This window comes from Bordetella tumbae, assembly GCF_054780995.1.
Genome location: NZ_BAAGVG010000024.1, coordinates 48,289 through 68,263, shown reverse-complemented (window position 1 = coordinate 68,263; position 19,975 = coordinate 48,289). Strand labels below are relative to the sequence as shown.

The window sequence follows — 19,975 nt, the reverse complement described above, 5'->3', positions numbered from 1 at the left end:
CCACCATCGCCGCGTGCGTCACGTGGCCCCAAGGGAAACCATGAAACGTCCTGCACTTACTGTTCTGGCCGCTGCTCTTCTTGCTTTGGGCGCGGGATTGCAATCTACGGCTTACGCTCAAGATCGTCCGACGCTGCGTATCAGCTCGGGCGCTGCCGACAACGCGACACTGGATCCCCATCGTGCCACATCGACTGCGGATAAGGGCGTAGCGTCGGAGATGTTCGATGGCCTGGTTCGTTTTCCGCCGGGCAGCGCCGATCCAAAGGCCCTCGAACCGGACTTGGCAGAAAAATGGGAGTCCTCGCCGGACAGCAAGGTCTGGACCTTTCATCTGCGTAAAGGTGTGCAGTTTCATGGCGGGTACGGAGAGCTGAAGGCCGCTGACGTGGTGTACTCGATTGGGAGAGCGGCAGACCCCAAACGTTCCAGTTTCGCGGCGAATTTCGCCATCCTGGACAAGGTCGAAGCCGTCGACGACTACACCGTGAAATTCACATTGAAGTACCCAGACGCGGCCTTCCTGGGGCGCGTGTCTGATTATCATGGTGGCAACATCGTCAGCAAGGCCGCGGCAGAAAAACTCGGCGACAAGTTTGGGCAGGCGCCGATAGGTACGGGTCCATTCGCCTTTGGCGAGCATGTGACACAGCAATATGTGAAGCTCGTCGCCAATGATGCCTATTTCCGTGGCAAACCAAAACTGGCGGGCATCACGTATCGAATGATTCCTTCGGATAGTGCTCGCGAGCTGGCCTTTACGTCGAACGAAATCGACGTGATGCAGGGCAAGCGGGAACAGCGTTGGGTGGAGCGATCCGTCAAGCGTGGGATGAAGGTCGATATTTTCGAGCCGGCCGAATTCCGTACGTTGTTCATCAATCGCAGTATCAAGCCTCTGGATAATCTGAAGGTACGTCAGGCGATTGCCGCGGCTATCAATGTCGATGAGATTGTGCGTTATGCAGGCAAGGACGTCGCTGAAAAGGGCTGTTCGGTTGTGCCGAACGGGTATCTGGGCCAAGACTGCAGCGCGGGCGCGTATGCCCATGATCTAGACCGCGCCAAGGCGCTATTGACCGAAGCCGGCTTTCCGAACGGTATTGCGATCAAATCGATCGTCTCGAATATTTCGGCGCAACAGCCCATCATGGAGATTATCCAGGCGCAGTTGGCCAAGGCGGGGATCAAGCTGGAAATGGAGGTCGTAGACCATGCGACCTATCAGGCCAAGAGTCGAAAGGACCAGAGTGCGCTAGTGTTTTACGGTGCGGCGCGGTTCCCTAATGCGGACGTGTACCTGAGCGAATTCTACGATTCGGCAGCCGCTATCGGGGCTCCTGCTGCGATGTCGAATTTTGGACATTGCGCGGTAGGGGATGCGGACATACGCGCCGCACGCATCGAGCCGGATCCACAAAAGCAGCTCGCCCTCTGGAAAGACGCGCAAGCCAAGATTCACGACGATGTCTGCTCCGTGCCGCTTTTTGGGTTGAAGCAAGTATGGGCGCGGGGCGACGGTGTGAACTACGGCTATGACCTGAAGGGAGCGCTGAATCTGCAGCCCTCCATCACAGAGGCGGCCACGTTGTCGGCCCCTTGAGTGGCGAGGGGCCTTGGCCGGCCCTTTTGTTAACCCTTTAGCACCTCGCGGGATACTTGCGACGCGACGTTCCGGGCTTCCTGGATGAATGTATCTGTCAAGCTCGCGTTGCGCGATGCATGTGCGCGACAGAGCTGGAAATGGAACTGCATTTCGGGATCAAAGCGTCGCAATACCAGGCGATTTTGCAATCCATCGGCAAATAACGGATGAATCAAGGACACACCCAAGCCAGCGGCGACCAATTCGCATGCGGTGGGTGCCGTGTTCGCATCCAACACCACATTCAAGGTGGCGTTGCTGCGTTCGAATGCGGCCTCTACCAGCTCATGTGTCTGGCTGTCCGACGCAAAGGCCACAAAAGGTTCGCCGCTCAAGTCCCGCGGGCGGATCACGCGTTTGCGTGTCAATGCGTGATTGACATGCATGGCACAGACCAGGGGATGTTGGAACAACGTCTCTCGCTCGATATACGGATTGTCCACGCGGCTGCCGACCAACGCTACATCGATCTGACGGGTGGCCAGCCAGTTTGCCAAAAACAGCGAGGCCCGGTTTTGGACGGACACATGTACATCGGGATGAATCTTCAGAAAATTTTCGATGACACGGCGTATGAAAGATCCAGACAACGCCGGCATCACGCCCACCACCAGATTGCGGGCTTCGTTGCGACGGATAGAGTCAACGGCTTGCTCGACCTGACGCAGACCGGCAAAGACTCGATCGACCTCGTGATAGAGCTGCATGCCTTGCGGCGTCGGGGCGAGCTTGCCGCGTACGCGGTCGAACAAGGTCAGTCCGGTATCTGCTTCCAGATGCGCCAGCAATTTGCTGACGGCGGGTTGGGATACGTTCAACACCAGCGCTGCCTGACTGACAGTGCCGTGTTCGATGATGGCTTTGAAGGCCTCTACTTGTCTCAGATTCAAGGGTTGCTGCATGACCTCGGTCCTATAACTTTTAATCGATTGGCGAGTGGTCGTTCCTGTTTTGGTTATAGGGTGATTTATAGCGCAAACCGCCCCGCGCAGCATAGGCGATGGCACCAGCGAGGGATGTATGGCAAGTCAGTGTTCTATCGTCGCGCAGATGCGCGTCGTACTGTCAATAGAGGTCTGAACTGCCATGGCTAAGGACTACGACTACATCGTTGCTGGCGCAGGGATGGTGGGTGCCGCGATTGCCGCAGGTCTGGCCGGGCAGGGGAAGCTTGTGCTGATGCTGGACGGTGCAGACACCGATTTGCGCGCCGCCAAGGCGAATTTCGGTCTGGTCTGGGTGCAGGGAAAAGGCTACGGTAATCCGCACTACCAGCGTTTATCCCGCTTGGCTGCGCAGTTATGGCCCGCGTTCGCTGACGAACTGGAGCGAGAAACGGGCATAAAGCTGGACTACGAGCGGCGAGGCGGCTTGCATTTTTGTCTAGGGCAGGCTCAATGGGATGAGCGTGCGCTGCGCATGGGGCAATGGCAGGCACAAGCCGCCGAGACAGAGTCCTGTATCGACATGCTGGATCGTGGCGGACTCGAGCGCATGTTCCCTGCTGTGCGGTGGGGAGCCGAGGTCTCCGGCGCGAGTTTTGGCCAGATGGACGGGCATGTGAATCCACTGCGTCTGCTGGCTGCGTTACAGGCAGCATTCCTGTCGCGCGGCGGGGCATTGCGCAGTCAGCATCCTGTTCTGGATATTCAAGCCCAGCAAGGCGGTGGGTTTCGGGTGCATGCGGGTACAGAGGATCACCCCGCCGTGTATGGCGCCTCGAATGTCGTATTGGCTGCTGGTTTAGGGTCCGTGGCGTTGGGGCCGATGGTGGCGCTGGATGTGCCGCTGCGCCCGCAGCGTGGTCAGTTGCTCGTGACCGAGCGTGTCGCACCGCTGTTGCCCGTGCCAGCCAGTGGACTGCGGCAAACCGGCGAAGGCACGGTAATGATAGGCGTGACCCAGGAAGAGGTCGGCTATGACCTGAGCACGACCACCGATGCTGCCGTGCGCATGAGCCGCAAGGCACTGCGCGTGTTGCCGGATCTGGCTGATGCGAGATGGGTGCGTCATTGGTCGTGCCTGCGTGTGATGACTCCCGATGGTGTACCGGTCTATGCCGAGTCCACCCAGTATCCCGGCGCGTGGACCGCGCTTTGTCACTCTGGCGTCACGCTGGCGTCGTTCCACGCGGGGCCCTTTGCCCGTGCGTTGGCCGAACGCGAGCTGCCGGATTCTTTGGAAATTTTTCACCATGAGCGCTTCGATGTTTCGCAAGCTGCATGAACCTGGCGCACAGGCGCTGACTTTGACGATAGATGGGGTGCCGGTCCGTGCCGAGCCCGGCGAAACGGTAGCGGCCGTATTGCTGCGCCAGCAAACGGCAGCATCGCGTACGACGCCGGTCAACGAAAGCCCGCGCGCGCCGTACTGCATGATGGGGGTGTGCTTCGATTGCCTGGCCATTGTGGATGGTGTGGCGTCTACACAGACCTGTCTCGTGACAGTGCGTGAAGGCATGCGCGTCCAACGTCAATTCGGAAAACGGAGTGTCCTGCCATGACGCGCGAAGTGAATGTGTTGATTGTGGGGGCGGGGCCTGCCGGCATGAGCGCGGCGATACGTTTGCGGGCGGCGGGACTGTCGGTGCTGGTGGTGGATGAGCAGCCTGCACCGGGAGGACAGATCTGGCGCGCGGTAGAAACGGTGGCTGCGACCTCGACAGGAAAGTTGCTGGGTGACGAGTACCGGGCTGGGCAGCATCTGGCTGCCGCATTTCGTGCCTCTGGTGCAGGCTATGAGGCTCAGACGCAGGTCTGGCAGATCGAGCCGGGCTGGCATGTCTACAAGAGCCGGGGCGGGCAGGCCGAAGTCATACGTGCCGATCAGGTGTTGCTGGCCACAGGAGCACAGGAACGGCCCGCGCCATTTCCGGGCTGGACCTTACCCGGCGTGCTGACAGTGGGGGCTGCGCAGATCCTGTTGAAAACCTCGCAGCAAGTTCCTGCCGATCCCATCTGGGTGGTTGGCAGCGGCCCCTTGCCATTGTTGTACATGGCGCAGTTGGTGCGCGCAGGCGGCCGTGTTGCAGGGTGGCTGGATACTTCGCCTGCCGGTGGTTGGCGGCGTGCCATGCCTTATCTGGGCGACGTGTTGCAACGCTTTGGTGAAATCCGCAAGGGTTTAAGCTGGCTGCGTGAGTTGAAACAGGCGGGTGTCAAACGGATCCGAAACGTGCAGTCGTTTCGTGCACTGGGTGACGGCAAGCTGGAAACGCTCGAGTACACCGTGAATGGCGGAGCTACGCAACGAGTCCCTGCGAAGGTCGTCTTGGTCCATGAGGGTGTGGTGCCGTCCATCCATATGACGCGCGCGCTCGACTGTGCGCATCATTGGAGTGATCAGCAGGCATGCCTGGTGCCCGATGTCGATGAGTGGGGGCAAACTTCGCTGCGCGGCGTATATCTCGCAGGCGATGGCGCCGGTATTGCGGGGGCCAACGCCGCCTGCACCCGCGGCGAACTTGCGGCAATCGGGATAGCGTTGCAGACGGGAAAGTTGACTGCACAGCAGGCTGCCGAGCAGGCGCTACCGTTGCGAAAACAATTGGCAGGCCAGCAACGCTTGCGTCCTATGTTGGACGCTATGTATCCGCCGCGAGCAAGCATCTTTGCACCGAGCGACGATACGATTGTTTGCCGTTGCGAGGAATTGACTGCAGGCGATATCCGTCGCGCAGCAGCACTGGGGCAACCGGGACCTAATCAGATCAAGTCATTCACGCGAGCCGGGATGGGGCCATGTCAGGGGCGGCAATGCGGCTACACCATCGCGCATATCCTGGCCACCGAGCAGCAGCGGCCAGTGGCGCAGGTGGGTTTCTATCGTATTCGTCCGCCACTGAAACCTCTGACACTGGGTGAACTCGCCAGCTTGGATCTGGATGGTGAAAAAGAATGACTCAGGCCTATGACGTTATTGTGATTGGGGGCGGCCTGCACGGGTTGTCTGCAGCGCTGCATCTGGCACGGCGTAGCGCGCGCGTATTGGTGGTGGAAAAACACTGGGTAGGCCGCCATGCCTCTGGCGCCACGGCGGCTGGTGTGCGCACGCTGAACCGGGATCGAGGCGAGTTGGATCTGTCACTGGAGGCTCTGGACATGTGGCATGCGCTGGAGTCCCTGGTGGGGGACGACTGCGGATTCCATCCCAATGGACAAATCTGCGTGGCCGAAAATGCCGGTGCATTGAGCAAGCTGGAAGCGCGCGTAAATGGTTTGCGTGCAGATGGCTATACGCACGAGGAAATGATAGGCCCAGCGGAATTGCGCCGTTTATTGCCGGAGCTGTCGCATCATTGCCTCGGGGCATCCTACACGCGGCGTGATGGCGCGGCAGATCCCCATCGCGCATTGCGGGCATTTCGACGCAGCGCGGTCGATGCAGGCGTGACCTTGGTCGAGCACTGTGGTGTAAACGCGCTTAAAAAAACTGGCCAGGGTTGGCTCGTGTCGGCCGATGGCGGCCGCGAATGGAGCGCTGGTGCGATTGTGAACGCCGCCGGAGCATGGTCGGGACGGGTTGCAGCGATGGCGGGTGACGATATTCCGCTGGCTACCAAGTCATCGATGATGATGGTCAGCGAACGATTGCGCCCATTCATCAAGCCGGTGGTGGCTATCATGGGGCGTTCGTTATCGTTCAAGCAATCCGATCAAGGGACATTAGTCATAGGCGGCGGCTTGCAAGGCATTCCCGACCTGGACCGCGAAACGTCCACGGCGCGTATGCAGGTGCTCGCCAAGGGAGCACGTTCGGCCACCGATCTCTTTCCCTCAGTGAGGGATATCCGGATCGTGCGAGTGTGGGCAGGGTTGGAGGCCAAGACGGATGACATGCTGCCCGTAGTGGGACCCTCGCCCAATGCTCCCGGGGTGTTCCATGCTTTCGGATTCTCTGGCCACGGGTTCGAGCTGGTGCCCGTCGTCGGCGCGACGCTGGCCGATCTGATACTGACTGGGAAGACGTCTCGTCCCATCCAGGCCCTGGATGCACGCCGTTTGATGCCGGCCTTCGCCAAGGAGAAAAGCTCATGATGCGCTATGCAGCCAAGCGATTGTTGCTGGCTATCCCCACGCTGCTGGCGATGTTGACGGCGGTGTTCATTCTGGTACGTCTCGTGCCTGGCGATCCCGCCGCTGTGATGCTGGGCGATCAGGCCAGTGCCGAGGCGCTGCAAGCGCTGCGTACGCGTTTGGGCCTGGATTTGCCGACGCATATTCAGTATTTGAATTTCCTGAAAGACATGTTGTCGGGCAATTTTGGCGTGTCGATGGCCAGCGGCAGGACGGTCTTGCAGGAGGTCTCCCTGGTGTTGCCGTGGACGATCCAGCTCACGCTTGCGTCGATTCTGATAGGAGTGGTGTTTGGATTGCCACTCGGTATCTGGGCGGCGCTGCGGCGCAATGCCTGGCCGGACTATCTGGGGCGGCTGCTGTCGTTGACGGGTCTGTCCTTTCCGGCCTTTGTATCCGCCATTCTGATGTTGTTGGTGTTTGCGATCCAGTTGCGTTGGTTCCCTGTCATTGGCAGCTCGGTAGCCGGGGACTGGAAAACACAACTGCACAACTTGGTATTACCCGCATTCAACCTCGGTTTGATCATGACGGCGTATGTAATGCGCGTGACACGCTCATCCATGCTGGGAGTGCTGGGGGAAGACTACGTACGCACGGCCAAGGCGAAAGGCGTCAGGCCCATGCGATTGATTTTGCGACACGGTCTGCGTAATGCATTGATTCCCATCGTGACGGTGGTGGGGTTGTATTTCGGCACATTGATCGGCAACTCCGTATTGACGGAGATTGTGTTCAACCGCCCTGGCCTGGGGAAACTTATCCTGGGGGCGTTGAACGCGCGTGATTACACGCTGCTGCAGGGGCTGATGGTGGTGTTTGCATCGTGCGTGATTGTGGTGAATCTATTGACTGACCTGGTGTATGGGTTAGTGGACCCGAGGGTGAAATACAAATGAGCGCTATCGCCGCACCTGTGGCCGCGAGGCCGAATGCCTTGTGGCAAGCCCTGTGCAAGAACCGGCTCTCTTGGCTGGGAATAGGGCTGTTGTTATTGATCGTGCTGGCCGCCGTGTTTGCGCCATGGCTGGCGCCGCACGATCCGCTGTCGCAAAACATCGCTTATCGCCTGGAGCCGCCGTCCGCCGAGTTCTGGCTGGGGACCGATAGCTATGGCCGTGATGTGTTATCGCGCTTGATTTATGGAGCTAGGGTTTCATTATTGGTAGGGTTCGTGGCGATTCTGATCGCCATGTGTATCGGGTCAGCGCTGGGGATTCTGGCAGGCTATGTCGGTGGTGTGGTCGACCAATTCATCATGGGGTTGGTGGATGTCCTGCTGTCTTTTCCGACCTTGCTGTTGGGCCTGATGGTGGCGGCCATGCTGGGCGCGAGTCTGGAAAACCTGATCATCGCGATTGCGATCACCGAGATTGCGCCTTTTGTGCGGGTAGCTCGCGCGCCCACGATTGCTTTAAAGCAGCGTGATTTTGTGGAGGCCGGCCGCGCATTGGGCTATGGCCCATTCCGCTTGATGGGTGTGCATATTCTGCCCAACATGATTTCGGATGTGGTGGTGTTAGGATCATTGTGGATGGCTTCTGCTATACGCACGGAAGCGTCGCTGAGCTTTATCGGTCTGGGTGTGCCGCCACCTGCAGCGACCTGGGGCAGCATGATTCGCGAGGGTTTTGAAAACATCCTGGACGCCTGGTGGCTGACCGTATTCCCCAGTATTGCGATTCTGGTGACTGTGCTGGCACTGAACCTGTTGGGCGATGCCTTGCGCGACGCCATTGACCCCAAACTGCGATCGGAGCGGTCATGAGCACACAAGATGCTGTCCTGGAGCTGCGCAACCTGCGCACCGAGTTTCGCGTGGGTGGCGCCTGGCATGCCGCTGTGCGGGATGTGTCTCTGGCGGTACGGAAAAACGAAACGCTGGCTGTGGTGGGGGAGTCGGGTAGCGGAAAAAGCGTGACCGCGTTATCCGTGCTGCGCCTGCTGCCACAGGCAGGGGCACGTCATGGTGGCGGCCAGATACTGCTAGAGGGCCGTGATCTGACGTCGATGCCGGAAAAGCAGATGGCGGCGTTGCGTGGCGATGCGATCGCCATGATCTTCCAAGAGCCGATGACCTCGCTGAACCCGACGATGACGGTGGGTGACCAGATTGCCGAAGCGATTCGCCAACACCGCCATTTGTCATGGCGCGAGGCGAGAGCGCTCGCGCTGGAAGCCCTGGAAGAGGTCAAAATACCTGCCGCAGCGAGCCGGTTTGACGACTATCCCCATCAGTTCTCCGGTGGCATGCGTCAACGTGTGATGATTGCCATGGCGCTGGCCTGTAAGCCCAAGGTGTTGTTGGCTGATGAGCCAACCACGGCGCTGGACGTCACCATACAGGCTCAGATTTTGAGTCTGTTGTCAGAGTTGAAAGAGGCGCACGGCATGGCCGTTGTCTTTATCACGCACAATCTGGGCGTGGTGGCACAGATCGCGGATCGCGTCGCCGTGATGTATGCCGGCGAGGTAGTGGAGACTGCGGATGTGAATACCTTGTTTGCGCGTCCGACGCATCCGTATACCGAGGCCTTGTTGCGGGCGATGCCTCGCGTGGACCTGGATACTGCTGTACTGGAGCCCATCCCAGGCAGCGTACCGGCGATCACTGCCATGCCGCGCGGTTGTGCCTATGCCTCTCGTTGTCCGTTGAGGGAGGCGCGTTGTGAGGCGCAAGCGCCCACGCTGGAGCCTATCAGCCAGGATCATCAGGTCCGTTGCGTCGTGCGCGTCGAATCGAACAAGAGGCCCATATGACTGACATTCTGCAAGTCCGTAACCTGGTCAAGCGTTTTGAGAGCGGCGGCGGCTTTCTCGGCGGGAAAAAAACCATCGTGCGTGCGGTGAACGATGTGTCGTTCAGCGTGGCGCGGGGACAGTCGCTGGGCCTGGTCGGAGAGTCCGGCTGCGGAAAATCGACGGTGGCCCGCACGCTGCTGCGTCTGGTCGAGCCCGACGAGGGCAGCATCGTATTCGATGGGCAAGATCTGAGGCAGGCCAGCGCATCGCAGATGCGGGCCCTGCGTCAACGTATTCAAATCGTGTTCCAGGATCCCTACGCCTCGTTGAATCCGCGACGTACCGTGCGTCAGACCTTGTCCGAGCCCTTGGTCGTGCACGGTTTTGGCTCTGCACGCGAGATCGAGGAAAAGGTTCAAAGCACGATTCAGGAAGTGGGTTTGCCCTTGAGCGCATTGGACCGCTATCCGCACGAGTTTTCGGGAGGCCAGCGTCAACGTATCGGTATCGCGCGGGCGCTGGTGCTGGACCCGGAACTGATTGTGGCGGATGAGCCGGTATCGGCGCTGGATGTTTCGGTGCAGGCGCAGATTCTGCAATTGCTGGATCGGTTAAAGCGCGAGCGTGGATTGTCTTTCGTGTTTGTGTCCCATGATCTGGGCGTAATACGGCATTTTTGCGATACGGTTTGCGTGATGTATTTGGGCCGGATCATCGAACAGGGGCCGACACAGCAGGTGTTGGATGCGCCGCTGCATCCCTATAGCCGTATCTTGCGGGACTCGTCGCCGGTACCGGACCCCGGTGCACGCATTGCGTTGTCCCGGATCGTAGGGGAAATTCCCGCGCCGACCAATCTGCCCTCAGGGTGCACGTTTCATCCTCGATGCTCGCGTGCGCAGGATAACTGTCATCGGCATATTCCGCTGCTGACCTGTGAAACACGCAAGGATAGAGTGGTTGCCTGCTTCTATCCTTTGGCTGCAGAAGGTGTGGCGCGGGCCCCGGAAGTCATCACGCAATGATGGTGACATCGCATGATGATTTCCTGTACTCGCACAGCGTCGCCGTGCGAGTGCGCGGGTACGTCAGGTGCCGATACGTAATGGCGCCACGAGCTTGCGCAGCGCGGCTATGGCAGACAATGCCGTAATCCGGCCGGTTTTTGGATTTTCGCTGGGCACGTTCTGGATTTCCATGCTCAGCTTGGCGTCATCCGAGTCCACTTCGATACGGTGGATATTGCGGGATATCGTCGGATCGGCCCAGATCTCGAGGATCGTGCGATCCGGCCCTACGCCAGCGAGCGATAGGGACACAGCGACGTTCAGGTTGGCGGGAAAACCCGTCGCGGCTTCGCGTGCCGTGCCGGTGTAAATGCGCGTGGGCTCCTTGATCGCGTCCAGATCGATATTGTTCTGAACGACGTACGGCGCCCCGGCAAACCCTATCGGAGGTTTGCGGCTGACCATTCGTACCTCGTTGATCTTGCCTTCCGCTGCAGCGGTCACGGCGTCCAGGCCGAGCAGCGCCCCGGTGGCTACGATAATCTGCCCGCCGTGTTTGCGCGCGACCTCGATAAGCTGCTCGTTCAACAGCAGCGCCCCGGAACTCAGTACCAGCAGCTTTTTCCCTGCCTTGAGTACCGGCTCGGCGATGCGAGGCAACAGCGCAGCCGGCGCGCACTCGATCACCACGTCGCAATGCTCCACCAGATGATCTATGTCGGTGTAAACAGGCGGTGTGGCAAAGGTGTATGCGCTGCGCGCTTTGTCGACATCACGAACACCGAGGGCGGTCAGTTGCAGTCCGGGTATGCCGGCATCGATCTTTTTCGCGATCGATTTGCCTATCGATCCAAAACCGGCGATGCCAACACGCAGGGTAGAGGGTACAGCACTCATTTTGGGTTCCTTGTGGCTTGATGCGAGAAAGTATAGGCCGAACTGTGACGTTTCCCGTTTCCCGTTTCCCTGGCCTACCCCCCGAGCGTGCACCACAGGATGTCTATTAAGTTGTGCTCAGTTGAGAACGGTACTTTTGGACTTCTTCTTCGTAAAGGTCCCGGCCGTGCGCGTCATTCGTGACCAAGAGTGGAAAGTTTTCGACTTCCAGCCGTTGGATGGCTTCTGTTTTCAGGTCTTCATAGGCGACGATGGTTGCGCTTTTGATGCACGCAAACAGCGTGGCCGATATTCCCCCGATAGCGGAGAAACCTACGGCGCAATTATCCTGACAGGATTGCCGTATGTCGGTACCCCGATTGCCTTTTCCGATCGCCGCTTTGACGCCGTAATCGAAGAGCACCGTGGCATAGGGATCCATACGGTAAGCAGACGTAGGTGCTACCACACCAATGACATGGCCCGGCTTTGTCGGGCCTGGGCCGCCATAGAACACCGTTTGTCCGCGCAGATCCACGGGCAAGGGCTTATTCTCGCGCAGCAGATCGATCAGGCGTTTGTGTGCCGCATCGCGTGCCATGTAGATGACGCCGCTGAGCAACACTTCATCGCCGATGGTCAATTGCTTGATGGCATCATCCGTCAACGGCGTGGTCAATCGATATGTGGTCATGCTTTTCCCCTAGATGACGGCGGTTTTGCGGCGCGATGCATGGCATTGAATATTGACTGCGACGGGCAGCGCGGTGATGTGGCAGGCGTAGGTTTCTACAGCCACCCATAAAGCGGTGCTGGATCCTCCGTAGCCTTGTGGTCCTATGCCGGTTTTATTGATGTCTTCCAGGAGTTCGCGTTCCAGTTGAGCGACGTGGGCGTCAGGATGATGCTCGCCGATGTCGCGCAGAATGGCTTTTTTCGCGATCTCGGTGACTTTGTCGAAGCTGCCTCCCAGGCCGACCCCCACGGTCAGCGGCGGACAGGCGCTGCCTCCGGCAGCGTTGATGGCATCCAGAACAAAGCGTTTTACTCCCGCGGCGCCTTCGCCTGGCAATAGGAATTTCATCGTGCTCCAGTTTTCGCTGCCGCCGCCTTTGGGCAGGACGGTGATGCGGACTTGGGAGCCCGGCACGATTTCCGTGTGTATCACGGCGGGCGTATTGTCATTGGTGTTCACGCGCAGCAAGGGATCGCCCACGACTGATTTGCGCATGTAGCCCTTGGCATAGCCCTGGCGAACGCCCTCATGTACTGCCTCTTGATAAGGGGCGCCCGTCAGGTAGACCTCCTGGCCAATTTCCACGTACACAATCGTCAAGCCCGTATCATGGCAATAGGGGACCTGGTTATCGCGCGCAATTTTGTCGTTTTCGATGAGCTTGAGCAGCACCGATTTCCCTAGAGGCGAGATTTCGTTCTGTGCTGCGCGGTGAAAGCCTTGTACAACATCGTCAGGCAGGTTGTGTGTCGCGTCAACGCACAAGTCGGCTATGCATTGCGTGATCAGGTCAGTGTCTAGTTGTCGCATGAGCAGTCTCTATGAATTATCAGGCCAGCAGCTGCTGGAACGCTTGCAGCAGCGCGTTTTTGTACTCAAATCCAAATCCTGGATGATCTGGAACACGAACGAATCCGTCGGCAAAACGGCTGTCGTCGCAAAAGCCGCCGAGGGGTTGGAAAATGCCCGGATAGGCTTCCGAGCCGCCCAAGCCAAATCCGGATACGGCATGCAGGCCCATCAATTGGCCACTGTGCGGGTAGCACTGGCGCCGGTTGAATCCACGGCTTTCCAACACGTCAAGCATGCGGTTGTATTCGGTCATGCCGTAGCTCAAGCCTGGATCCATCTGGAAAACATCTTTGCCGGGCCGGCACCCGCCAAACAACGCCAGATTCTTGACGTCTTGATGGGAGAACAGGTTTTCGCCTGTCGCCAGCGCGCCGCCATACGCCTCGGACAGCGCCGCATTGAGCTCCAGATCCAAGGGGTCCCCCGCCTCTTCGAACCACATCAGTCCATAGGGTTCGAGGGCTCGCCCATATTCGAGCGCTGTTTGCAGGTCGAATCGTCCATTGGCGTCGACGGCCAGATTGGACGCTGTACCTGCCACGGTGAGTGCGGCATCAATACGCTTCAGATCGGATGCCAGATCTGCACCGCCGATTTTTATTTTGTAGCGAGTGAAGCCCATTTGTTGATAATGCTTCAGCTCATCGATGAGTTTTGTACTGGCTTCGCCGTCATAGTAGTAGCCGCCTGCCGCGTAGACCGCTACCTGCTCGTCCCGCCCAGGCCTGTCGAAATGACGGGCGATGGTGACGCTGACAGGTTCGTCATGTAGTTTGGCGTTCAGATCCCAGATGGCCATTTCCAGGGCGCTGGCGGCCATGGCCCGATCACCGTGTCCGCCGGGTTTTTCGTTTTTCAAAGCGCAGGCCAGCACTTTTTCAGGGCTGATTCGCGACCCGCATTCAGTCAGCAGAGCATCCGGAGAGACCTGCAGCAACCGAGGGGCCATGCGTTTATTGATGATGTCGCTTTGCGCGTAGCGGCCGATAGAGTTGAACGACAGTCCGACTAGCGGCTTGCCGTTGAGGATCTGGTCTGTGACGACGGCGAGCAAAGAGACAGTATGTTGCGAGAAGTTCACGTACGCGTTGGAAATATTGCTGCGTAGCGCGATGGGAGCTTCGATGATACGCGTGATTTTCAATGCAGACTCCATTGGGAATCAAGAGCGCGGCGGCAGCCGCGCGTGATGTCGGGCCGGTATGGTCGAGCCGGCGTCAGTCAATTTTGGCGTCCGCGTCGTCCACGATTTTTTTGTATTTCTCGACTTCGGAGGTCAGATACGCCGCAAATTCAGGCGCCGTTTTCAGCTTGGCTGGTGTGAGTGCCAAGGCCTGGAATCTGGCTTGAACCTCGGGCGTCTGCAGAATCTGATTGACCGTGGTGTTCAACTGATCCACGATCGGCTGGGGCGTGCCTTTTGGCGCCATCAACCCAAAAAAAGCCAGGGTGCTGACTGTCTGATATCCCTGTTCATTCAAGGTCGGAACGTCAGGCAAAAAGGCGCTACGCTCTGTATCCACGACAGCCAGAGCCCTTAGTTTGTTTGCCTTGATTTGGGGCAGGATGGCGGGCAGCGAGTCCGACGTCACCGGGATCAGGCCGCTGATGACCTGGGTTTGCGCCTCTGCACTGCCCTTGAATGGGATGTGCGTCATCTTGAGGCCAGTCTCCTTGTTGAAGACTTCCATCGTCAGGTGTTGGGTAGAGCCATTGCCTGCAGAGGCGAACGACAGGTCTTCTTTCTTGGCCCGGGCGATCAGGTCTTTGATCGACTTGATGTCCGAGGCTTCATAGGTGGCCAGGATTTGCGGCGTGGCAGCGATGTCGGCCACCGCCTCGAAATCCTGCAGGGGCTGATAGGCCAGCTTGGAATACAGCGACGGCGCAATCGCAAATGGGCCGGTACTGGTCAAGAGCAGGGTGTAGCCGTCCGGGTTGGCGCGGGCGGCATAGCCGGTACCTAACGTTCCCCCGGCGCCTGGGCGGTTCTCGACGATAAAGGGTTGACCCAGTTTCTTGGCCAATTGCTCGCCGATCGTCCTGGCGATGATGTCGCCAGTCTGCCCGCCGGGGAACGGAACGACGATGGTGACGGGCTTGTCCGGGTAGGCCGCCAGGGCAGGACTGGCATGCAGGGCACAGGCGCTCAGCGCGACCGACAGGATTTTCTTGAACACGATGTCTCCTCGATTTAGGATTATTAGTAGGTACTAATTAATAGTACGTACTAATTGTAGGCAAAATTTTTTGGAATGGTCAATGCATGCCGGAAGGCCTCGCCGCCAGGGGGAGGGGCATAGGACTGGATCTGTACAATGGGCTGCCCCTGGATCGGTCCTGTGCGCCGGCCTATGGCCGACCCTGTTGCAACACGCCGCACCTATTCTCAGAACACTATGGAAGTCCGCTACACCGAGCTTGCAAACCTGCTGGTAAAGCAGATTACCGACGGTAAATACGTGGTGGGCGACCGCCTGCCCAGTGAAGTCGAGTTGGGTGAGCAGTTCCAGGTCAGCCGCACGACCGTGCGGTCGGCGTTGAATATTGTCGAAGGGTTGGGCCTGATCTCTCGCAAACGGCGCGCGGGCACGGTGGTGCAATCCACAGAGACCAGCAATAGCTATACCAAATCCCTGCATAGCATCGAGGATCTGGTGAACTACGCCAGCTATACGGAGCGGCATATCCTGGGTATTGCCGACATTGTCGCCGATGAACATCTAGCGGCCGCTTTGGAATGCAAACCGGGTCAGCATTGGCTCAAAGTGCAGATGCTGCGTTCAGAAAAGAACGAGCCCAAGGTGCCGATTTGCTGGACCGATGCGTATCTGGATCCCAAAGAAGGCCACGACATCGTGCACTTGATCCAAGACGGGACAGGTTTGATTTGCAACCTGATCGAAAAGCACTCCGGCCGTGCGGTCCAGGATCTAAAGCAGCAGATCGGAGCGACTTCGATTTCAGAGGAAATGGCGCCGCATTTGCAAGCAGAGGCGCATACTCCAGGATTGGAAATTACGCGCCAGTATCTGGATCAGGCCAAGCAAAAATTCTTGATCACTGTCAGTACATATCCTGCAGATAAATTCAAATTCACGTTCTGGATGCATAGAACGGTGGCAACGGAGTTGTAGATCGATAGAATTGTGTAATACCCACAACGGAGGCGAGGATGCAGCTTTTCAGAAGATGGATGAACGGCAATAACGATAGTCAGGAGGTATCGCCCAGCCGGCGCTACTTTCTCGCTGCAGGGTGCGTTTGTTGCGCAGCCTATGCATTGAAGATCACTCCCGCACAGGCTGAGTCAGCAGAGGTGCAACGCCATCTGGCCGCAGCACGCGCCGCGGCCGGCGACGATCTGAAACAGTATCTGAGGCTCGCGGAAGTCGCACAACCCATCCCTGGAAAGAAGTCTCCCTCGATAGCGGAGCTGATGGCGCTGCCTGCGCCGCCGCCAGGCAAGGCGTTCGACAATCTCTATTTCGTGGGCGGGAAATGGGTCAGTGCCTGGGCCATTCCGACGTCAGAGGGCATTATCCTGATTGACGCCATGAACAACGCTGATGACGCTGAACATGTGATCGATGCAGGCATGCGCAAGCTGGGATTGGATCCCGCGCAAATCAAAATGGTCGTGATCACGCACGGCCACGGCGACCATTATGGCGGCGCGGATTATTTCGCGCAGAAATATCAATCCAAGATTGTTGCCAGCAAGGCCGATTGGGACATGATGGAAACCAAGCTGGAATTCGATATACCCAGCTGGGGCAAGCCTCCAAAACGTGATGTCGCAGTGGACGATGGTGCGAAGCTGACGCTGGGTGACACCACTGTGGATGTGGTGCTGACGCCGGGACATACAATGGGCACGATTTCGTTGGCGTTCGATGTCAAAGACAAGGGCAAGACGCATCGTGCTTTATTGTGGGGCGGGACGTCGTTCAATTTTGGCAAGCAGCCCAACCGCATGGAGCGTTTGCAGGCCTATCTCGATGCGACGGCTCGTGTGCATGAGCTGGCCGGCAAGCAGAACGTCGACGTTTTCATCTCGAACCATGCGGGTTTTGATTTGGCTGACGTCAAGTTGGCACAGATGAAATCGGGTGGTCCGAATCCGTTTGTGATGGGGGTGGATACGACGCAACGCGCATTAACCGTGATGCGCGAGTGCGCGTTGGCAACGCAGGTGGTCTGGACCGCGTAGGATGGGGATGCAACTGATGCACAGCATATCTCTGCGGCTCCGTATTCCCTCCGGGATGGAGCGTCGATGAGCAGCAAGCTTTATCGCGATTTTGATCAGGCTGAACTGGACGTGCAGTACAACGCCCGCAATACGGTGCCGCTGGCGTTGTTCCAGTCTCTCATGCAGCAGTACGCCGATCAGAGCCGGGCGGCGCGAGCGACGTTGTCTTGTACCTTGGACGTCGCGTTCGGAGAGCATCCGGACGAGACCATGGACATATTTCCGCCGGCTGCCGGCTCGATTGTGGGTCCGGCACCGGTCTTTGTGTACATACACGGCGGTTACTGGCGAGCCTTGTCCAAGAACGAGTCCAGCAGCATGGCCCCCGCCTATACGAGAGCAGGGGCGGTCTATGTGGCGCTGAATTATTCATTGGCCCCTGGTGCAAGCTTGGACCGGATCGTGGATCAATGCCGGCGTGCCATGGGCTGGTTGTATCGCAATATCGAAAAATTTGGCGGTGATCCTGAGCGCATCTATATCGGCGGCAGTTCGGCTGGCGGGCATCTGTGCGGGATGATGCTGGCCAGTGGCTGGCAGGCTGACGTGGGTGTGCCAGACAATCTGACTAAAGGCGCACTATTGCTGTCCGGGCTGTACGATCTGACGCCGATTCCACATACGCACATTAATGCGTGGATGCATCTATCTGCTGCCGACGCAGCGCGCAATAGTCCGGCTCGGTATGAGCCTGCATCCGGTTGCCCTATCATTGTTTCCTATGGGGATAACGAGACGGACGAGTTCAAGCGTCAGAGTATGGACTATCTGGCGCAATGGCATGCATTGGGATACCCAGGGGAATACCTGCGTGTCCCTGGCTTGAATCATTTTGATCTTGTGCTCGAATGCGGCATACCTGATAGCCCGTTGGCTAAAGGTATGTTCAGCATGATGGGGCTGACTCGAGGCTGAGTCAGCCCGGTGTTGGCGGGGCGCCTTAACCCCCGCCGATGACCTTGTTGGGGAGCCACGTCACGATTTCTGGGAACAGCATGATCGATATCATGACCAGGACAACGACGGCGAGGAATGGCCAGACAGCTTGAACACCCTGTGCGAATGGGATCTTGGCGATACTGGTGGTGATGAACAGCAAAATGGCAACGGGCGGGGTCAGGCCGCCGATTTGCGTGATCATGACCATGATGATACCCAACTGCAGCGGATCGATATGAAAGGCGCTACCCACGTACACAATCGTGGGAACCATGACGACGACAACTGCCAGGCCATCGAGGATCATCGTCAAGACCAGCATGATGACCACGAGCAGGGCCAGCATCAGCAGCGAGCTGTCGGTCACGCCCTTCAAGGCACCCAGGACCGTGTCGTTGAAGTCCAGGTAGTTCAATAGCCAACCGAGCACGCCCGCCATGCCGAGTACGCCGGCCACCATCGCTGTGGTAACTGCGGCATCCACGACTACGCTGGGCAGATCTTTCCATTGCAGTTGTCGATACCAGACTTTGCTCACGATCAGGCTATACACGCATGCCACTACACCAGCCTCAGTGGCGGTGAATATGCCGCTGAGGATGCCTCCCATGATCACGACGGGGGCCATCAGGGCCGGCCAGACACGCAAGGTTTCCCGGTAAATCTGCTTCAGCGATGAGCGCGGTTGCGTGGCACGCAATGCAGCATTCGAGGGCAAGTACGACAGCGCATAGATCACCGCCATCAGCAGCGCGGCGATCATCAGGCCTGGAATCACGCCTGCCATGAATAGCCCGCCGATAGAGACCCCCGTGATCGAACCATAGACAATCATGGTCATGCTGGGGGGAATAATGGGGCCGATAGTCGCGGCTGCAGCGACGATGGCGGCGGCCAGTCCGGGCTTGTAACCTCGTTCCTTCATGGCGGGGATCGTCACAGAGCCTACCGCTGCCGCCTCTGCTGTGGATGATCCGGAAATGTTGGCCATCGCCGTGCACGACAGGACCGCAGTGTGTCCCAGGCTGCCGCGGATGTGCCCGACCAGCGCTTGCGAGAATTCAATGAGTCCTCCGCTCAGGCCGCCCCGCGTCATGATGGCGCCTGCCAGGATAAAGTAGGGCAGTGCCAGCAGGCTGAACGAATCCAGCATGGCGAAGGCCTTTTGCGGCACCAGGGCCGGTACGAGTCCGGGTATCACCATGGCTCCGGCCAGACTGACCGACGCAATGGAGAGCAGGATGGGGATGCCGAAGAACACCAGCACCAACATGGCCGCAAAGATGATGATCAATGTCATGATGGGCGTCCCTCTGCTTTGATGCGAACCGCCATCTTTGTAAGCACACACAGTACGAGATAGGCGCCGCCAATGACCATTCCCGCGTACACCAGCGACATGCTGATGCCCAGGCCCGGGCTGAGCTGATATTTCGTGACCTGCATCAATCGCCAGGTGTATGCGACCAATGACACGCCCAGCCCGATCCACAATAGATCGATGATCCATTGCATGAAGCGCTGCATGGATACGGGAAATCGCTCAAAGAAGGTATCGACCCGCAGGTGGGCTGCGCGGTTATAGGCGACAGGAATGGCTAAAAAGACCAGCCAGACGAACGCGAATTTCTGGAATTCCTCGCTCCAGCTGAGCGAGATGTTCAGAACAAAGCGGTTAAAGACCTGCAGTGTGCCAACGATGACGATGGCCGTGAATAGCAGGGTGATCAGGGCCTCGACAAACTTGTTGATGTAGCGCATCGGCTTTCCGGAGTGACAAAACGGAATCGGACGGGTGCCTGTGAATACGCGCGGGGTAGCGCACTGGCTACTTCCCGCGCGAACCCT

At 58.4% G+C, this 19,975-nt stretch carries 20 protein-coding genes; 12 read left to right on the top strand and 8 right to left on the bottom strand.

The genetic code is table 11. The features are described 5' to 3' along the window. Positions 1 to 40 precede the first annotated feature (40 nt). Entirely contained in the window at positions 41 to 1,603 is a 1,563-nt protein-coding gene (locus ACYVI2_RS25455; protein WP_415817610.1) for an ABC transporter substrate-binding protein, read from the top strand. Between the two features lie 29 nt (positions 1,604 to 1,632). Here the strand turns inward: ACYVI2_RS25455 and ACYVI2_RS25450 are convergent, their stop codons facing one another. After that, on the bottom strand, positions 1,633 to 2,547 hold the full coding sequence (locus ACYVI2_RS25450; RefSeq protein WP_094822782.1) for a LysR family transcriptional regulator: 915 nt from the start codon (positions 2,545 to 2,547) through the stop codon (positions 1,633 to 1,635). 184 nt (positions 2,548 to 2,731) lie between these two features. Here ACYVI2_RS25450 and ACYVI2_RS25445 point away from each other — a divergent pair, with 184 nt between their 5' ends. The 8 genes from ACYVI2_RS25445 to ACYVI2_RS25410 are packed head-to-tail and all read left to right on the top strand — an operon-like array spanning position 2,732 to position 10,487. After that, positions 2,732 to 3,871, top strand: a complete 1,140-nt coding sequence (locus ACYVI2_RS25445; protein WP_415817612.1) for an NAD(P)/FAD-dependent oxidoreductase — start codon at positions 2,732 to 2,734, stop codon at positions 3,869 to 3,871. Then, positions 3,852 to 4,148 (top strand): (2Fe-2S)-binding protein, encoded by a 297-nt coding sequence (locus tag ACYVI2_RS25440; protein ID WP_415817764.1) that lies wholly within the window; start codon positions 3,852 to 3,854, stop codon positions 4,146 to 4,148. Before ACYVI2_RS25445 ends, ACYVI2_RS25440 begins: the two co-directional genes overlap by 20 nt. After that, positions 4,145 to 5,545, top strand: a complete 1,401-nt coding sequence (locus ACYVI2_RS25435; protein WP_415817614.1) for an FAD-dependent oxidoreductase — start codon at positions 4,145 to 4,147, stop codon at positions 5,543 to 5,545. Before ACYVI2_RS25440 ends, ACYVI2_RS25435 begins: the two co-directional genes overlap by 4 nt. Continuing rightward, positions 5,542 to 6,681, top strand: coding sequence for an NAD(P)/FAD-dependent oxidoreductase (locus ACYVI2_RS25430; protein WP_415817616.1), 1,140 nt, complete (start codon positions 5,542 to 5,544; stop codon positions 6,679 to 6,681). The genes ACYVI2_RS25435 and ACYVI2_RS25430 overlap by 4 nt, the downstream gene beginning before the upstream one ends. Further along, positions 6,678 to 7,619 (top strand): ABC transporter permease, encoded by a 942-nt coding sequence (locus tag ACYVI2_RS25425; protein WP_415817618.1) that lies wholly within the window; start codon positions 6,678 to 6,680, stop codon positions 7,617 to 7,619. The genes ACYVI2_RS25430 and ACYVI2_RS25425 overlap by 4 nt, the downstream gene beginning before the upstream one ends. After that, positions 7,616 to 8,488 (top strand): ABC transporter permease, encoded by an 873-nt coding sequence (locus tag ACYVI2_RS25420; protein ID WP_415817620.1) that lies wholly within the window; start codon positions 7,616 to 7,618, stop codon positions 8,486 to 8,488. Before ACYVI2_RS25425 ends, ACYVI2_RS25420 begins: the two co-directional genes overlap by 4 nt. Further along, positions 8,485 to 9,480: an ABC transporter ATP-binding protein gene (locus ACYVI2_RS25415; protein ID WP_415817622.1), complete on the top strand. Its 996-nt coding sequence runs from the start codon at positions 8,485 to 8,487 to the stop codon at positions 9,478 to 9,480. The genes ACYVI2_RS25420 and ACYVI2_RS25415 overlap by 4 nt, the downstream gene beginning before the upstream one ends. Further along, positions 9,477 to 10,487: an ABC transporter ATP-binding protein gene (locus tag ACYVI2_RS25410; RefSeq protein ID WP_415817624.1), complete on the top strand. Its 1,011-nt coding sequence runs from the start codon at positions 9,477 to 9,479 to the stop codon at positions 10,485 to 10,487. The genes ACYVI2_RS25415 and ACYVI2_RS25410 overlap by 4 nt, the downstream gene beginning before the upstream one ends. A 63-nt stretch (positions 10,488 to 10,550) precedes the next feature. On the opposite strand, the gene ACYVI2_RS25405 is transcribed toward ACYVI2_RS25410, so the two are convergent. The 5 genes from ACYVI2_RS25405 to ACYVI2_RS25385 form a co-directional block, all read right to left on the bottom strand. After that, the gene (locus tag ACYVI2_RS25405) at positions 10,551 to 11,366 is read right to left on the bottom strand and encodes an aspartate dehydrogenase (RefSeq protein ID WP_415817626.1); all 816 of its coding nucleotides are present in this window, start codon (positions 11,364 to 11,366) and stop codon (positions 10,551 to 10,553) included. A 106-nt stretch (positions 11,367 to 11,472) separates the two neighbouring features. Next, positions 11,473 to 12,039: a FumA C-terminus/TtdB family hydratase beta subunit gene (locus ACYVI2_RS25400; RefSeq protein ID WP_415817628.1), complete on the bottom strand. Its 567-nt coding sequence runs from the start codon at positions 12,037 to 12,039 to the stop codon at positions 11,473 to 11,475. 9 nt (positions 12,040 to 12,048) lie between these two features. Further along, positions 12,049 to 12,891, bottom strand: a complete 843-nt coding sequence (locus ACYVI2_RS25395) for a fumarate hydratase (protein ID WP_415817631.1) — start codon at positions 12,889 to 12,891, stop codon at positions 12,049 to 12,051. A gap of 19 nt (positions 12,892 to 12,910) precedes the next feature. After that, entirely contained in the window at positions 12,911 to 14,077 is a 1,167-nt protein-coding gene (locus ACYVI2_RS25390; RefSeq protein ID WP_415817633.1) for an enolase C-terminal domain-like protein, read from the bottom strand. A gap of 73 nt (positions 14,078 to 14,150) precedes the next feature. Further along, complete coding sequence (locus tag ACYVI2_RS25385; RefSeq protein ID WP_415817635.1) at positions 14,151 to 15,113, bottom strand: Bug family tripartite tricarboxylate transporter substrate binding protein; 963 nt, start codon at positions 15,111 to 15,113, stop codon at positions 14,151 to 14,153. A 174-nt stretch (positions 15,114 to 15,287) separates the two neighbouring features. Here ACYVI2_RS25385 and ACYVI2_RS25380 point away from each other — a divergent pair, with 174 nt between their 5' ends. The 3 genes from ACYVI2_RS25380 to ACYVI2_RS25370 all read left to right on the top strand — a co-directional run bounded on the left by ACYVI2_RS25380 (position 15,288) and on the right by ACYVI2_RS25370 (position 18,103). Next, entirely contained in the window at positions 15,288 to 16,070 is a 783-nt protein-coding gene (locus tag ACYVI2_RS25380) for a GntR family transcriptional regulator (RefSeq protein WP_415817637.1), read from the top strand. Between the two features lie 59 nt (positions 16,071 to 16,129). Further along, complete coding sequence (locus ACYVI2_RS25375; RefSeq protein ID WP_415817639.1) at positions 16,130 to 17,146, top strand: MBL fold metallo-hydrolase; 1,017 nt, start codon at positions 16,130 to 16,132, stop codon at positions 17,144 to 17,146. 66 nt (positions 17,147 to 17,212) lie between these two features. Beyond that, the gene (locus ACYVI2_RS25370) at positions 17,213 to 18,103 is read left to right on the top strand and encodes an alpha/beta hydrolase (RefSeq protein ID WP_415817641.1); all 891 of its coding nucleotides are present in this window, start codon (positions 17,213 to 17,215) and stop codon (positions 18,101 to 18,103) included. 25 nt (positions 18,104 to 18,128) lie between these two features. On the opposite strand, the gene ACYVI2_RS25365 is transcribed toward ACYVI2_RS25370, so the two are convergent. Both ACYVI2_RS25365 and ACYVI2_RS25360 read right to left on the bottom strand, forming a co-directional pair. Beyond that, positions 18,129 to 19,427, bottom strand: a complete 1,299-nt coding sequence (locus tag ACYVI2_RS25365) for a TRAP transporter large permease (protein ID WP_415817644.1) — start codon at positions 19,425 to 19,427, stop codon at positions 18,129 to 18,131. Further along, the gene (locus ACYVI2_RS25360; RefSeq protein WP_415817646.1) at positions 19,424 to 19,888 is read right to left on the bottom strand and encodes a TRAP transporter small permease; all 465 of its coding nucleotides are present in this window, start codon (positions 19,886 to 19,888) and stop codon (positions 19,424 to 19,426) included. The genes ACYVI2_RS25365 and ACYVI2_RS25360 overlap by 4 nt, the downstream gene beginning before the upstream one ends. Between the last annotated feature and the right edge of the window lie 87 nt (positions 19,889 to 19,975).